Consider the following 15,349-nt stretch of genomic DNA (forward strand, 5'->3'; position numbering starts at 1 on the left):
CCAACAGCGTTTCGAAGGCCTCGCCAACGAATCAACGCCTTCCCCCGCTCACTTCGGATTGCCCATTACCCTGCGGTGCTGGTCGTGTCGGGTTCTGAATTGCCAAACCAGGCTGCTGCGTCTAGCACTAGGCTGAACAGCAATGGAATGACCAACAGCGTGAACACGGTCGAAAACACGAGCCCGCCAACGACGATCGAACCGAGACCGCGATACAGTTCGCTGCCGCTGCCCGGAGAGATCACCAACGGAAGCATGCCGAACACGCTGGTGCAGGTGGTCATAAAAATCGGCCGCATCCGACTTCGCACCGATTCTCGAATGGCATCCCGATGCCCCATCGGCGGTACCGTGCCTTCGGCACCGCTGGCGTAGCCTCGCATGTAGTTCAGCGATTGGTGGACAATCAAAATCGCATTGTTCACCACCACCCCCACCAAGATGACGAATCCCAGCATCGTCAACACGTCCATCTGCTGCGTTGGGTCGCTTTGCCGCACAAACCACAATCCGATGAATCCACCCACGGTGGCCAGCGGGACGGTGAACATGATCACCAACGGGTACAGAAAGTTTTCGAACAATGCGGTCATCAACAGATACGTGATCACCAGGGCCAGGAAGAACCGGCTAAGCGCAACGCTGCCGATCGATTCCCAATTCCAACCGCTCCATCGCCCCATCAGTGACGCCTGTACTTCGGACAATCGGTCAGCATTCCCAGACAACGACACATGGATATCGTTCCCCAAGTGCCCTTCGGATCGAGCTTGCGCCACGACATCCAGGATGGTGGATTGAGCTTGTTCCAGCGCCACGTCGCTCGGCGGAGTCACCGACAACGAGATCGCGCGTTGCTGTTCGACTCGCCGAATCTGCTGCGATGCCTCGGTGGTCACAAAGTCCGCAATCTGGCCCAACGGAACCATCAAAACTTCGCCATTGGATTCGCGTACCGCAATGGGCAGATCTTCAATTTCTTCCGGCGAAATTTCCGACGACGGGTCACGGATCAGGACCAAGTCGATATTGTCACCTTGGAAATCAAAGTCGCCGACGAACGATCCATCGATCATCGATCGAGCGGACATTGCAAGATCGCTGACGTTCAGCCCCAGTCGTTTGGCGACCTCCTGTTTAATCTGCAACTGCCTTTCGGGGCCCGATTCGTTGAAGTTGTCGGGTGACGATCGGACCGAGAACTTCGAAAAGGCTTCTTGCAGCTGCCGTTCCAGATGGGAACATGCCATTTTCAGCCGCACCAGATCGTTCCCGCTGATCTCCAATTCCACAGCGTTCGAACTTCCCGCACCACGGCCAAAGATGGACGCTTGCGAAGTTACCCCTTTGCTAGCCGGAATCACGCTGAACGACTTGTTGAAAACCGCTGCGATCGGTTCGACGTTGTCAGGATCTTGACTGATCCCAATCATGAAAACGCTGCCACGTGCGACCACAAAGAAGAACTCTTTGAGCGCCGGGATGTTGTGGTATTCCTTGCCCGTTCGCTGGTCCACGACCGGACCATACTGCGACGCCTCTTCGGAGCTCTTGGCACTCCAAAACGGTTTCAGTTCTTCCTCAATCCGCTGTCCAACATAGAAGTTCTCCATGACCGAATAGCCGGCGGGTGTCGACATCCGGCAAAACGTAAAGTTCTTGGTTCCGTTGGGCAGATAGCTGGCCGGCGGCATCAACATCCAACTGATTGCGACCGAAGCAATCATCGTGACCGCGATCAACATGATCCGCAGCCAAGCACTGGACAGGCTGCGAAACGTCAGCATGTAGATGATCGATGCCCATCGGTCGCTTAGCCATCCGAAAACGTTCAAGATCCCGAACAGACCGGCACCGAAAAGGGGCTGCGGCACCGGCGAATGCCCCGAATCGTCACCACTTTGCTGGCGGGACAAATTCGGCTGACCAGCCTGGCTGGGTTTCGATGATCGCAAAAACAACGACGCCGCGGTCGGAATGACGGTGATCGATACGACAAATGACAAAGCGACCGCTGCGCAGATTGCCAAAATCAAGTCATAGAACAATTGGCCAGCTTCGTCTTGCACCGTCAACACGGGCGCAAAAACAGCGATCGTGGTCAGCGTCGATGCCAAGATCGCCCCCCAAACCTCTCGCGTGCCGTCATAAGCGGCCGTCGCCGGACTGGCGCCTAGTTTCAGGTGTCGATCGATGTTTTCCAGCACCACGATCGCATTGTCGACCACCATCCCGACGGCAAAACTGAGTCCCGCCAGCGAGATCACGTTCAGGTTCCGGTCGGCAAACCACATCACCACAAAGGTGCCGATGACCGAAATCGGAATGGCAACAGCGACAATCAATGTCGATCGCAGGCTGCGCAAGAACAGCAACAGAATCAACACGGCCAACCCGCCGCCGATCCACAGGTTCTCTTTGACCAACCCGATGGCACTATAGATGTAATACGAATCGTCGAAAGCCATCCGCAGTCGCAGACCATAGCGATCGTTCTTGAAGCTTCGCAGCACGCCGCCTTCGTCGTTCATCTCGTCTACGACGACTTTGACTTGCTCGATGATGTCCAGCACGTTACTGCCGGTTTTGCGTTTGACGAAGATCGTCATCGACGTTTGACCCTTGCACTGGTCAAAGTGAATCGTTTTCTCCAACGCCAACTTCACATCGGCGACGTCCGCAACTCGAACCGGACTGCCTTGCTGGTCATACTTGATGATCGTTTCACGCAGCGGCTGCAGCGAATCGTATTGCCCTAGCACACGATACCGGACGTCTTGACGGCTGTTGGCAAAGTCACCTGCCGATGCATTGACGTTGTCCAGACGCAGCGCCGCGTTCATCTCGGAAATCGTGATCCCGCGTCGCGCCAACGCTTTCGGATCGAAACGCACTTGCACTTGGTGAGTCCGGCCACCCTTGATATCGATTTCAGCGACGCCTTCGATTCGCTCCAGACTGGGCGTCAAAAATCGGTCGGCATAGTCATAGAAGGTCGCGACTTCGAAATCCGGATCCTCGGCCTGCAGCAACAGGTACGCGATCGCGTCGTCACCGGCGGTATCCGCGACATCGATGATCGGACGGTCCACGTCTTCGGGATACTCCGGGACCTCGTCGATCTTATTGGACACCTCTTGCAGAATCCGTTCGGGCGACGCTCCGACATTGAACTCCAATGTGATCTGCGCGGTCCCCAAACTGGCTAGCGAAGTCATCTTCCAAAGGCCTTGGACGGACTTCAGCTTTTCCTCCTGTTCAATGATGATCGACTTTTCGATCTCTTCCGGGCTTCGGCCGCTCCAATTGGTGCGGATCGTGATCACCGGACGGTCGACGTCGGGAACCAATTGCACCGGGATACGTGCCAGTGCGATCACGCCAAACAACAGCACCAAGATCACGCCAACGGCGGTCTTCACTGGATTGGCAATCGCGAATCTGATGATATCCATGGCTTAATCCACGACCTGCTGACCAGTACGATAAGTTCCTGGCACAGAAACAAGTGGTGCACGATCCGCATCGACACGAACCAATGCACCGGGGACCAACCGTTCCAACCCTTCGGTGACCACCTGCACGCCAGAGTGAACCCGCGATTCATCCACCTCGCGTACACAAGCGATCGCGTACGAGTCTCGCGTGTGCGACAGCACTCGCACCGGCACGGGTTCTGCGACCAGGGGACTCGAATCGTCGTCGGCATCCCGCGGCTGCAAGATCCAAATGGTCGATTCGTCCGGTTCGGTCAGCACGGCATCCCGCGGCACCATCAATTCGGTCGATTCGTGCATCACCGGCACGAACGCACTGACGCCCATCCCCGGACGCAGCATGCCGTCTTGGTCGTCCAGTGCGACCCGCACCGGAAAGGTACGGCTGCCGACACTGCCTTGCGAGTTGATCGAGAACACTTTCCCCTTCAGCTCGATCCCCAGGCTGTCGACCACACAATCGATTTCGTCGCCTTCGCCCAACAGCATCAATGATGCTTCGGGCACCATGATGCGAGCGTCGATTCGGCCGGACGAAACGATCTGGACGATCGGGCTGCCGATCGGCAGGTATTCGCCCACCTCTGCATTCTTGGCAACGACGCTACCGTCAAAGGGTGCGAAGATTTCCAACCGCTGGCTGCGTGTGGCCGCTTCGTCTCGCAAGACCGCCAGATTGGCCAAAGATGCTTCCAGCCCTTCGATCAATGAACGCTTCTGTTCCACTTCGCTGGCCGAAATTGCGTTGTTTCGAAACAGTTGTTCGAAGCGTTCCAGGTCAGACTTTTCGAACGAGAGCGTTGCGTTTTTCTCAGCGATCTGCGTGACGATTTTGTCTTCTTCTAGTTTCAGCCAAGTGTCATCGATCCGGGCCAGCAGCGTCTCGCCGCCAATCACCCGGCTGCCCTCGTCGACGGGCAATGCAACGACTTTTCCCGCGACTTCGGTCGCGATCGCGGCACTACGGACGGCGACCAAATCGCCGACAAGCGTTTTGACAGGAACGATTTTTTCTTTCTGGATCGCTCCGACACGCACCAATTGAGCCTGCGGCCCCCGTGGTTTCCCTTTGCTACCGGACTCTTTGCCATCGGGGCCGTCATCGGATTGAATCGCGGCAGGACGAAGTTTGCCAAACGCCCAAAATCCAACGGCTCCGCCGACCAAAAACGTCGTCATTGACACCGAAAGCAGCGTGACGATGAACTTCTGTTTCATAGCACTCGCTGCCGCCATGGCACTGTTCGGCGGTAGCGAACTGGTCGACGGTGCAGGTTCACCAGGGGGAGATTTGCGTAACATTGAATCAATGCGAGCGGAGGGATGTTTAGACAGCAATGCGAAATTGATTCCCGAGCGGGGACAACAATAATTCAGACCGGTCACCCGGCCCCTATTTTCTTGCCCTCACCCTGACCGGAGAAGAACTTCGTCTCCATCCCGCCGCGAAGTCGGATGACGAGAACTGCGGCCCAAACTCGCTCCTACCACCACGGGGTCAACGCGCCAAAGATCCCGGTCTCGCCAACCACGCTTCCGAAACGTAGCTCCCGTTAGGCTTCCGATGCCGCGTTTGACAACCCTAGACCTGCCCCCACGGGACTCACCCTCCCAGCAGAACGCTAACAGTAGGTTGACCTGCCTTCTCATTCCCGAGAGGATGGGGGGGTAGCGTTGAGCCTTTCGGCCAGTCGCTGGAGAGTTCTCGATGATCAATGGATATCAGGTGAGTGATTATCAGCGGATGAAGTGCAGCCATTGCAATAAAGCTGTCAAGTTTCCGACATCAAAAATTGGTGCGTCTGCGAAGTGCCCCGGCTGCAGAAAAGCCATCAAGCTGCAGGCGGCAGGTGAGCTACTACTGCCCGCGACAACAGTGGATGCGTCTATTCCTAAAGAGACGCCGTCAGCGACACCCGCTTTGCGTCCAAAGACGAAACCACCAGCATTTGGTGTGCCCTCAATCGACGCCCGAGACGAGATTGCATCGACGCACGACGTCAGCTTCCAAACCGTCGTTGATTCGCGAATCTCGCGATTCATTTCCGATGGACAACAACCCAAAGTTGTTGCAAAGCTGCTTGGCAGAGTGGATGAGATATGCACCAGCAACGAGACACCTGAGTACGCGGCTGTTCAGCATCTGCCCGGTGTACTGTCTCCAGATGCGATTGTTCTGACGAATCGTCGAGTCATCATTTTTCGGGCGAAGGCTTTGGGGCGCATGAATATGGTCGATGTCCCTTGGATGGACATCGCGGATATTCACATCAAGGAAGGCGTCGTGGGCGCAACGTTAAGCGTCCGTGGTGCGAATGGACATACAGAAGTCATTGACCACTTGCCGAAGAAACAAGCCCGATGCGTATACCGTGTTGGTCAAGAACGTGAGCAGGAAATGCGAGAGTTTCGCCGGGTCAGGAAAATGGAAGAAGACCGGAACGCGGCGGGCGGTGTCGTCGTGAATACGTCGTTTGCAGCTCCTCCGTCGCCCTATCCAACTCCAGCCAATGACCTAACCAGCCGGCTGGGACAACTGAAGCAGATGCTGGACGCGGACCTGATTAGCCAATCCGAGTTCGAAACGAAGAAGGCGGAAATTTTGGCAAGCCTGTAGAAACGGCGAATCGTCTTCAAGTGCGGTGAAGGGAATCTATCGCCAAGAATCCCGCCCGTCGCGATTGCTTTGAGGCTGCGTCGAAAAAAAACGAGGCATATTTGACGTCGTCGAAGCCGACCAATCGCAATTGGCGCGGCACGCGCCACCCTGTCTTGGCCAAGGCTTGCAACAAGGTGGCTGCCACGCGATCATTCGCGTGGATCACACCTGCGACGCCGTTTTTTCGGATGCAACGCTTCCATGATTTTCGAATCATCGGCATCCTGCTCTAAGACAAAGTTCGGTGGTGATTGGCATTCTGAAACCCGAATCGTCTCCAATGCTCCCGCGATCTGTCGGGTCACCCAGGGTGCCGAGGACGGGGGTTTCCCAAAACAACAGATGCGCGTAGCCAAGTTTCAACAAGTGTTCGGCGACAATGTAGCCGGCGGTAAGGTTTTCAGTTTCGACCAAGTCATACGCACTGCGCTGGGCGAAAGAAACAAGATAACGGGCCCGCCGGTCATCAGATTTCTTGCCGAATGGGTCGGTTTGCGAGTTGCACTAAGCTCTCTCGGTTCTGACGACCACAACCACCTTGCTGCTGGCGTCGAAGCTGCGAAATCGAAACGACAACGAAGTCGCCCTTCCAATCGAAACACGGGACAACGGATCCAGCGAACAATCCGGCGACCTAGTTGGCATCCAGCATCAACTGGCCTGCAAGTCGACCGACAACTTCGCACTTGCAGACGCTGCTGCGTCACTTCGTCACCGAACAGAGCAGGCTTAGGGCTATGCGCGTAGCAAACGATTTCTCGCCAAAACCGCCAGGGCACCGGCACGGGGCGATTGTCTAGAAAAGAGTCCTGGCACCTTTTTCTCATGCAGCGGATTGAATCGCGGCAGGACGAAGTTTGCCAAGCGCCCAAAATCCAACGGCTCCGCCGACCAAAAACGTCGTCATTGACACCGAAAGCAGCGTGACGATGAACTTCTGTTTCATAGCACTCGCTGCCGCCATGGCACTGTTCGGCGGTAGCGAACTGGTCGACGGTGCAGGTTCACCAGGGGGAGATTTGCGTAACATTGAATCAATGCGAGCGGAGGGATGTTTAGACAGCAATGCGAAATTGATTCCCGAGCGGGGACAACAATAATCGAAACCACGTCAGAAACACAGATTCTGTCGACCGACCCGACGACGGTGTCCCGGTCAAATCTACGATCATGCACATCGTCAAAAGAATTTCGGTGCCCCCCCGACATCATCCAGGAGCTCCAGCATCCAGCAGATCGTAATCTGCTGCGACCGCGCAGATTGCTTCGAGCCAACGGTTGCCACCATGCAAGTCGACCAACCGCTCGCTATTGCAGGGCGACGTTTGTCACTCGGCGCAAGTTTTGGTTTCCAATCGAGTGATTGATTCCGGTTGAGAAAGCTGTGCAATGATGTCGAGATAGGAATGCGAGATTTGCAATTCCGCGGCCTGATATTCGTCCATCGGTTTGGTGAACAGGAAACCTTGGATCAAGTGGCAACCGAGGTCCGTCACCAATCGCAACTGCTCGAGGGTCTCCACGCCTTCGGTGACCACCTTCACATTCAGGGCGTCGGCCATCGCAACGATGGATCGGATCAGTTCTTTGTGTTCGGGGTTGGTGTGCACATCGCGAATGAAAGCACGATCGATTTTGATGCCATCGATCGGATACTTTGCCAGGTAGCTGAGCGATGAATAACCGGTTCCAAAATCATCGATGAAGATTTCGAACCCCAATGCACTGAGTTCATTGATGTGACGGCTGACAATCTCGGAGTCATCCAACAGATGAGACTCAGTGATTTCGAGCACGACATGCCATGGTGTCAACCCACTTTTATCCAGAGTCGCTAGTAAGAACGGGATCAGATCGGACCGAACCAGTTGTCCGCTAGCAAGGTTGACGTTCATCTTTTGTTCTTTGTTGGCCACCTGATGTTCCAACCACGCCGAAAAGACGCGACAAGTTTTCCCGAACACAATCCGGTCAATGGCAATGACAAGCCCGCGTTCTTCGGCCAAGGGTATAAACGTCGCTGGCGAAACCATTCCATTGACAGGGTGATTCCACCGCACCAGCGATTCGATTGAGAACAATTTTTGCTGTTCAATATCGACAATTGGTTCGAAGTTGACGATGAACTGCTCTTCTTCGATCGCGGTTTCCAGTTCGCGTTCCAGTTCAAGCAAGTCCTGGTAGTCCTGACGCATGCCGTCGTCGAACAAGTGCAGCGGCTGACCGGTTTCTTTGGCGCGGTACATTGCTAAGTCGGCGTCGCCCAGCATGACCTCAGCCGATTCGTAATTGGCATGCCCAGTCACGATCCCTACGCTAGCTCCCATCGGGATTTTCAAGTCGTGGTATTGAAATGGAGCTTGGAACGCATCACAGATTCGTTGTGCGAAGGCGATACTTTCGTCCGTCCCCTCCACCGTGGTCTGCAGCGAGAACTCGTCGCCACCCAATCGGCCCAAGCAATCGTCTTTGCCGATCAACAGCGATAAACGGTTGGCAACTTGCACCAGCACTTCGTCGCCGACAGCATGCCCGTGCGTGTCATTGATTTGCTTGAAGCGGTCAAAGTCAATGAAGTACAGGGCGATATCGTCTTCGGACGTGGATTGTTTTCGGGCGACCAGTCGCGCATTGACGACGCGCAGAAAATGGCTTCGGTTACGGACCCCAGTTAGCCCGTCATGAGTCGCGTCGTACTCGAGTCGCTTATTGATTTGTTCCAGTTCCAAGCGAGCGACTTCAAGGTCAGCTGTTCGTTCTTGGACTAACCCGGCCAGTTCTTCTTGGTGAGCCTTGCTTTGCGATAGTCGCAGACTGGACTGAGCATGTAGTTCTTCGTAGAGCGAACGCATCTCTTGCGAAGAACGTGCAACCGAGTCTTCCAGAATGAGCCGATTGTCTCGGTATTCCAGGAATGCCAAGTTGACTCGTCTTAGAAAGTCTTGCCAACGTGGCAGCGTCGGAGTCTGGTCGACTTGTACGCCAGAACGCCGCAGGATACGACGAAGTTTTCGGTGCAGAATTGCATCCAAAGATGCAGGTTGTTCAGTTTCGTCGTTCGCCACGGTTTCATTTGCCTCCCCTATGACTCCATCATTGCGGATAATCTCTAGCGTTCGCGTATGATCGCTACGGTCATGGTTTGGTTGTGATTTTGTGGGTAGCCTGACGTCGTTGTGGAAATTTCTCCGAAGGCATACATGCCGACTTGCTTGACATCCTTCCCCAGCAACTCTTGCAACAGTCGGGGTTCTTCGCTGGTTTGATCACCCAAGATTTCTCCGCGACCGGAACAGCTAATGCAGACGCACAACGCATCGGCATTCACACCCAAGGTTTGCATGAGAAGTCGTTCGACCGCCTCGTCGACCCCGTCCAGAATCTCTTCGGGAGTGGTTGTCATGAACTGGATGCCGATTCCCTGAGGCGCGTCACCGGCAAGATGCATTGCCCCAGTTTCCTCGTCAAAGCCCATCACGTCACGCACGACCTCATGCAGGTCCATCTTCAACGCGATGGGGAATCGGATCACGGACTGCGGAAGCCCTGCGATGGCTTCCGGACCGATATGCTCTTTGTAAACATCCAAAGCGGGGCGGCCATCGATCTCGAAGATGGTTTTGTGGCTCGTGCGAGTGGCCGTCCGTTCTTCGCCAATCAACTTCCAGCCGCCGCCGGTTGCACAGGCCATTTCGACTTTATCACCAATCAATCCAATCGCGCAGGCCATGCCATGAACCGCCTGCCCCTGTTGGTAAACCCAGGTGTGTTCCAGACTGTGATCGCTCGCCATGCCACCAGCGATGGGGATATTGGGAGGTAGAACTTCCTGAATGCCGCGGACCAGATCCGTTGCTTCGGTCAATAATCCATCCGCAAACAACAGCACTCCGCTTAGCAGTGGATCGGCGATTCCTTCGGCTAGCTTGACTCCCGCCTGCCGTGACTGGTCAAAGCTTTCGACGGGCGCAAACGCTGTCTTGATCGTCGTGCTGCGGAATCGAATGATCCCAACAGAAATCGATTGCGTTTGCAGATCCCCTTCGAAGACTTGCCCCCGCGTCCCGCAACCAGCAACGGCGGAATTGGGATACGCGTTTTGGATTTCTAAAAGTGGGTCTTGGTCCGTGCAGAACTCGCAGGCAGCAAACACCAACACCAACGTGTTCTTCGAGTCGACCTTCGGGAACGGTGCTGACCAACCTTGGGCACCGTCGTAGGAAAGCGTATACGTTTCGGTCTGCTCGGCGAACGTAGCGAACGGGTTGCCCGACAGGATCGTTGCCGTGCTGTTATGAGTCATCAAGTTTTGCCCCTGGCTGGTAGTGATGCTGCAAACCTAGGTTTACAAAAAGCACAAATCTTCACAAAGCGTTGATGATTTCAAACCGAACTGCGATTCCACCGACCACATCAGGTTTCGCACGGTTGTACCGGAGACAGCGACGACACAAGCCCGATCCCCCCCCGAAGTGCTTTGCCAAAACGGGGAAAGCATGGTGGTCAGAAAACACTGCCCAGGGGGTGGGGATGGGGGGGAGCGGACTTCACCTTGCTTGACGGTGAAACCATGCGATTCCGAGACCGGTTCGACCGATCCCCCGTCAGTGGTTGTCGCTTCAGTTCGCCTTTCAGACGGTAGCCTCAGTTTCGTCATCCAAGATTCGTCACCCAAGAAACAGGGCGAAAGTCCAGACGTCTAACATGCAAGCCAAGGTTCGCTCCACACGACCAGCCGCACCGGCAACACGTGACAGCGCGGCGAGATGTCGCGTTCCTCCGTGCTGTGTCCAGCATCGCGAAAAGCGACCGCAGCCATCCGGCGGCAGGGCTGCTGGATTGGTCGTTCGTGCACCGACATGAGAGAGGCATGATAGACGGCATCGGCATCCCGTTCACAGACGAAGCCGGGCGGAGATCGGCATCCCGCAGTCCGGATCGCCTCCTCCGCTACCGCAATTCTTCGGGTCACCGAGGTTGCCGAAGATGGCGGTTTCAAAAGCAAAAAGATGCTCGCATCCGGGTTTCAACAGGTGTTCGGTGACAATGCCGCGGCACGTCTTTCGAAATCCTATACCGGGATGGCGGCCGCTACCACACGTAGCTGACGCTGCCCGATCCGATGTGGAGCACTTGGCGGTCGTTGAACTGAGTGTCGTAATCGGCACGCAGTTCCCAGCGGTCACCGGGGCGTGCCGCGAATCCGCCACCAACGATTGCCCAGTCACGGCCCAGGTCCAAACCGTTGGCGGAAAAACCCGCACCGCCGACGCCGGCGAACTGAGCGTTGACGACCGAAGTGGTGTCCAAGAACTCGTGCATCCAACTGGCGCGGATCTCCGGTGTGATCCCCCATCCACGTCGCGACGTCCATGATTGCCATTGCAAACGGCTGCCCAGGTTGCTGCGAAGCGAATGCGTGTCGACGCCTGACATTGCCAGATTCATCGCACCCGCACCCGTTTCGGTGAACCCGTTTTGACGTGCGTAGACATATTGCAGTCCCGCGAAAGGTTGCAGAACACGCGAGCGTGACAGATTCAGATTCATGCCACGTTCACCATAAGCGAAACCTTGCCATCCGTCCGTTTTACCACTGGCGGTACGGGTGAGCCCACCGACCTGGATCGTACGATCACTGTCATAGCCGTCGAACTGCAACCCGCCCATCGCGATCCCGTAGTGACTGCCAACGCTCAGGGTTAGGTAGCTGCCAAAGTTGCCACCGTTGGCACGCACGGTTTGGTCCATGTTGTCAGCGCTGACGGACGAACCAATGTAACCACCGAAGAAACCCAGTTGAGTGTTGTCGTTGAGAGATCGTTGGATCCCGAACGTTGTTCCGCCCAGCCCGTAATTGATTCCAGCGGCGTTGCCATCGGAATCGGCGGATCCCCCCAATCCATAACCCATCATCCAACCGCGCCATTGGTTGGCCGCTCGGCAGGTCGGCGCGATCAGTGCATCACATGAAGTTTGCGATTGAGAAGCGTCGACGTAACTGACCAGCGAAATGTTGGAACCCGATGCTGGGGCCGCAGGCCTGGTCGAGCGTGCTGTACTGGCGAAACCGCCTGAGCCCGATCCACTGGCACCTGAGCCACTGCCGCTGAACATGCCCGAACGCAATTGGCCGCCGATCGTGCCGATCAACTGGTTGGTTCCCTGGATAACCACCTGCGACTGGCTACCGTAGACCTCGCCGCTGAGTTGGCTCAGGCCGCTTTGGACTTGAGCGTTGGTCAGCATGCGAAATTCGTCCAAGACGTCGCCGAAATCGCCCGTCGCTCCGATGGAGTTTTCGTCGATGTAGAACCCGACCGACCCGCGATTGCCTGAACCACCCACCGACGCGTAGTCGGTGCTATTGGCAACCAGCGTAAAGAACGCAGAATTTAGATCGTAGCCCAGTTCAGCATCAAAGAAGGCCAGGTCATCGGTGATCGACTCGAACACGCCGGTCACGCCACCGGACGCTTGCAGGAACGTGTACTTCGCACCGTCGGTGTAGCTGCCTACCGATCCCAGAACCGAGACGTCACCGCCATTGATCATCGCAGTGTCAGCGGTGATCAAATCATTGTCGGTGCCGGCAACGGGAGTGGCCGAGGGTTGAATTTCCACTTCGGTGGTACTGCCGGAATGGAAGCTGGCATTTCCGCCAATGGCGAGGGTCCCGATCGAATTTCCGGCGGCGAACGTGCCGTTGTTGATCACGTCACCGCTAATCGTTCCGCTGCCGCCCAATTCACCGTCGGTGCCCACGGTGGCATTGCCCGCCAGCGAACCATTGACGGCCAAACGTCCTGCGCTGACCGTGGTGGTTCCGGTGTACGTGTTGGTACTCGAAAGAATCAGTTCCCCATCGCCGGTTTTGGTCAACGATCCGCTGCCACCGATTTGGTCGTCCAGCGTTGTCGTTCCGGTGGTGACTTCGTAGCCAGCGTTCACCCCGGTGTGCAGGTACATGCCGGATCCGATCGTTTGGCCGTCGGCTCCATCGACGGATCCGGATCCCCCTGTGCCGGCCGTCAGGTCATTGTCGATCAGCGTGCTGTCGATGATCGAGAGCGTTCCGCCCTGGCGAACAAAGATGGCTCCGCCCATCGCATCGCCCCCACCAGCGCCGCTGTATTCGGCCCCTCCATCGCCGCCGCCAAAGCCGCCGATTCCATTGGAATCGGAACCGCCATCACCGGCGCCAGCGCCCCCGCCGAAAGCTCCGCCGTCTCCGCCATCTCCGCCCCCACCACCGCCGCCAAAATCTCCGCCATCTCCGCCATCCGTGTAGGAACCGGCCCCACCGCCACCGCCAAACGTGCCACCGTTGCCCGCATCGGAACCATCGAAGCCCGAGCCGCCACCGCCTCCATTGACAGCGCCGTCCCCGCCACCACCATTGTAGCCGCCACCACCACCACCGGGCGTGCCTGTGGCCCCGTCAGTATAATCGCCGCCTCCCACCGCGCCGCCAGCGCCCTTGCCCCCCTGGGGACCGAAAGTTGACTCGCCATCCCCAATACCGCCACCGCCACCGCCACCGGCGTCATAAGTCGTATCTCCACCATCACCACTGACCCCGCCGCCTCCAGCACCGGCCAACGAACTGGCGTAGCCACCATTGCCGTCGAATCCACCGCCACCGCCACCGCCGTCATCGTAGGTGGAACCACCGTCCCCACTGAATCCACCTCCACCTCCACCTCCACCTCCACCTCCGCTAGCAAAATCCCCCCTCCCGCCGTTGCCCCCAGCGGCCATATTGCCATCAAGCGTAACCCCGCTGATGACAACATTGGCTCCGGAATTGACAAACAGGGCACCACCGGCCCCCGCGCCGCCTCCGCCACTGCTTCGTCCATCGCCCCCGTCACCTCCGTCAGCAAACCCTTGCTTGAGCGTCATATTTTCAATCGTGACATCCCCATCGGCAATGAAGAACAGCCGAGCGTTATTCTGTCCCGAGACCGTGTTGCCCGCCCCGCTGATCGTGATCGTTTGATCGGTTCCCACAATCATCGGCAGGTTCAACGACAGATCAATCGGATCCAATCCGCTCGCAAAGTTGATCGCATGAGTGCCCGCACCGGCTGCGTTCAAGCTTTCGATCGCGGCACGCAGCGAACCGGCACCGGAATCGTTGAAATTGCTGACATCAAAGTCAGTGGCCATGGCGACGGGGCCGCTTAAAATGGCCAAGAAGAGAGCGAGTCTGGCCCTTCGTTTTTTCATCACGTGTCATCGACAATAGAGATACAAGGGTTAGCTCAGACCTCTCTTCGCCGCATCCATGCGACGTGCCCCAGAGTGATCCGATACGATTTTCGAGCTGTGCTGGAGATCACCGTGACCGGGATCGATAAGCAGCACAAACGAAAACCCTCGTTGATAGCTTGATCGTCGCTGCAGAGGGAACGGTCGCACGACCACTGTTCCAATCATCACATCTTGCCCAAACCGACGCTTCAATCGTACCTGAACGGTTTCACGCACACGCATGGACTGCTTCCGATTCTCGCCGCGCCGATACGAAAAAAGCCGCGAGAATCATCTCGCGGCTCGTAAGTCATTCAGGGGCGTCGCGACTGACTAGTTCTTCACACGCTTCCAAACATGCATCCATTGGCCACTGTCTGCGGCAGTTTCAAATTTCGAGGGCCGATCTTTGCCGGGTGCGGCGAAGACGACGCGGAACTGGTCGCCTTCGATTTCGTAGATACCGAGGCAGGTCTCGTGTTCATGGTCGCCACTTTCGTCCGTGATATCGATGGTTCTTAGACCATTGGAAGTGCCCAATTTTTGGGTTCCGTTCAAAGGGCCCGCATCGCCCATCGTGAACGTGTAATGATCTGCCTTGATCACCAGTTTCCCATCACTCAGTGCGGCTTGCGGTAGCGAATTGCCATCCGCTTCGCCGCTGCTCAACAGCCAGACACCTTGCACCGCATCGCGGCCCTGCATCTGGTCGGCACCCGGCGAGGCCGCACTCACAGCTTCCGACGCCGCGCTCACAACTTGCGGCGAGGCCGCACCGGCAACCTGCGGTGTGCCCGCAACCACCATCACGCTGGCAATCACAATCATCAAAATCTCGAATCGCATCGTAAAGTATCCTGAATGTCTCGAAGGGAAGTCAGTTTCCGTCCAAACCTAGGTCCACTAGCCGGGTTGGTGGACGAAATCGGCTGGTTCT

At 56.6% G+C, this 15,349-nt stretch carries 10 protein-coding genes; 2 read left to right on the plus strand and 8 right to left on the minus strand.

Features of this window, described 5'->3' with window-relative positions; translation table 11 throughout:
- Positions 1-65: 65 nt before the first annotated feature.
- The gene (locus tag K227x_RS19110; protein WP_145172003.1) at positions 66-3,455 is read right to left on the minus strand and encodes an efflux RND transporter permease subunit; all 3,390 of its coding nucleotides are present in this window, start codon (positions 3,453-3,455) and stop codon (positions 66-68) included.
- Positions 3,456-3,458: 3 nt separating this feature from the next.
- Positions 3,459-4,799, minus strand: coding sequence for an efflux RND transporter periplasmic adaptor subunit (locus tag K227x_RS19115; protein WP_145172005.1), 1,341 nt, complete (start codon positions 4,797-4,799; stop codon positions 3,459-3,461).
- 406 nt (positions 4,800-5,205) lie between these two features.
- Here K227x_RS19115 and K227x_RS19120 point away from each other — a divergent pair, with 406 nt between their 5' ends.
- A complete protein-coding gene (locus K227x_RS19120) occupies positions 5,206-6,114 on the plus strand; it encodes a PH domain-containing protein (protein WP_145172007.1) in 909 nt (302 codons plus the stop codon).
- Between the two features lie 16 nt (positions 6,115-6,130).
- On the opposite strand, the gene K227x_RS19125 is transcribed toward K227x_RS19120, so the two are convergent.
- A complete protein-coding gene (locus K227x_RS19125) occupies positions 6,131-6,379 on the minus strand; it encodes a substrate-binding domain-containing protein (protein WP_145172009.1) in 249 nt (82 codons plus the stop codon).
- Between the two features lie 315 nt (positions 6,380-6,694).
- Between K227x_RS19125 and K227x_RS30705 the strand changes: the two genes are divergently transcribed.
- Positions 6,695-6,889: a hypothetical protein gene (locus tag K227x_RS30705; RefSeq protein ID WP_218933378.1), complete on the plus strand. Its 195-nt coding sequence runs from the start codon at positions 6,695-6,697 to the stop codon at positions 6,887-6,889.
- Between the two features lie 90 nt (positions 6,890-6,979).
- On the opposite strand, the gene K227x_RS19130 is transcribed toward K227x_RS30705, so the two are convergent.
- The 5 genes from K227x_RS19130 to K227x_RS19150 all read right to left on the minus strand — a co-directional run bounded on the left by K227x_RS19130 (position 6,980) and on the right by K227x_RS19150 (position 15,258).
- On the minus strand, positions 6,980-7,186 hold the full coding sequence (locus K227x_RS19130) for a hypothetical protein (RefSeq protein ID WP_145172011.1): 207 nt from the start codon (positions 7,184-7,186) through the stop codon (positions 6,980-6,982).
- Between the two features lie 298 nt (positions 7,187-7,484).
- Entirely contained in the window at positions 7,485-9,221 is a 1,737-nt protein-coding gene (locus K227x_RS19135) for a putative bifunctional diguanylate cyclase/phosphodiesterase (RefSeq protein ID WP_218933379.1), read from the minus strand.
- 44 nt (positions 9,222-9,265) lie between these two features.
- Entirely contained in the window at positions 9,266-10,459 is a 1,194-nt protein-coding gene (locus K227x_RS19140; protein WP_145172012.1) for an FIST signal transduction protein, read from the minus strand.
- Positions 10,460-11,247: 788 nt separating this feature from the next.
- Positions 11,248-14,388 carry an autotransporter family protein gene (locus K227x_RS31465; protein WP_145172014.1) on the minus strand — a complete coding sequence of 1,047 codons (3,141 nt, stop codon included), beginning with the start codon at positions 14,386-14,388 and terminating at the stop codon, positions 11,248-11,250.
- Positions 14,389-14,745: 357 nt separating this feature from the next.
- Complete coding sequence (locus K227x_RS19150; RefSeq protein ID WP_145172016.1) at positions 14,746-15,258, minus strand: TIGR03067 domain-containing protein; 513 nt, start codon at positions 15,256-15,258, stop codon at positions 14,746-14,748.
- Positions 15,259-15,349 lie beyond the last annotated feature (91 nt).

The sequence above is a fragment of the Rubripirellula lacrimiformis genome, from assembly GCF_007741535.1.
Lineage (GTDB): Bacteria > Planctomycetota > Planctomycetia > Pirellulales > Pirellulaceae > Rubripirellula > Rubripirellula lacrimiformis.

Excerpts from the sequence above, each read along its gene's own strand:
- K227x_RS19150 (WP_145172016.1), bottom strand. The coding sequence starts at position 15,258 with ATGCGATTCGAGATTTTGATGATTGTGATTGCCAGCGTGATGGTGGTT.
- K227x_RS19125 (WP_145172009.1), bottom strand. The coding sequence starts at position 6,379 with ATGCCGATGATTCGAAAATCATGGAAGCGTTGCATCCGAAAAAACGGC.
- K227x_RS19130 (WP_145172011.1), bottom strand. The coding sequence starts at position 7,186 with ATGTTACGCAAATCTCCCCCTGGTGAACCTGCACCGTCGACCAGTTCG.
- K227x_RS19115 (WP_145172005.1), bottom strand. The coding sequence starts at position 4,799 with ATGTTACGCAAATCTCCCCCTGGTGAACCTGCACCGTCGACCAGTTCG.
- K227x_RS19120 (WP_145172007.1), top strand. The coding sequence starts at position 5,206 with ATGATCAATGGATATCAGGTGAGTGATTATCAGCGGATGAAGTGCAGC.
- K227x_RS19110 (WP_145172003.1), bottom strand. The coding sequence starts at position 3,455 with ATGGATATCATCAGATTCGCGATTGCCAATCCAGTGAAGACCGCCGTT.
- K227x_RS31465 (WP_145172014.1), bottom strand. The coding sequence starts at position 14,388 with ATGAAAAAACGAAGGGCCAGACTCGCTCTCTTCTTGGCCATTTTAAGC.
- K227x_RS19140 (WP_145172012.1), bottom strand. The coding sequence starts at position 10,459 with ATGACTCATAACAGCACGGCAACGATCCTGTCGGGCAACCCGTTCGCT.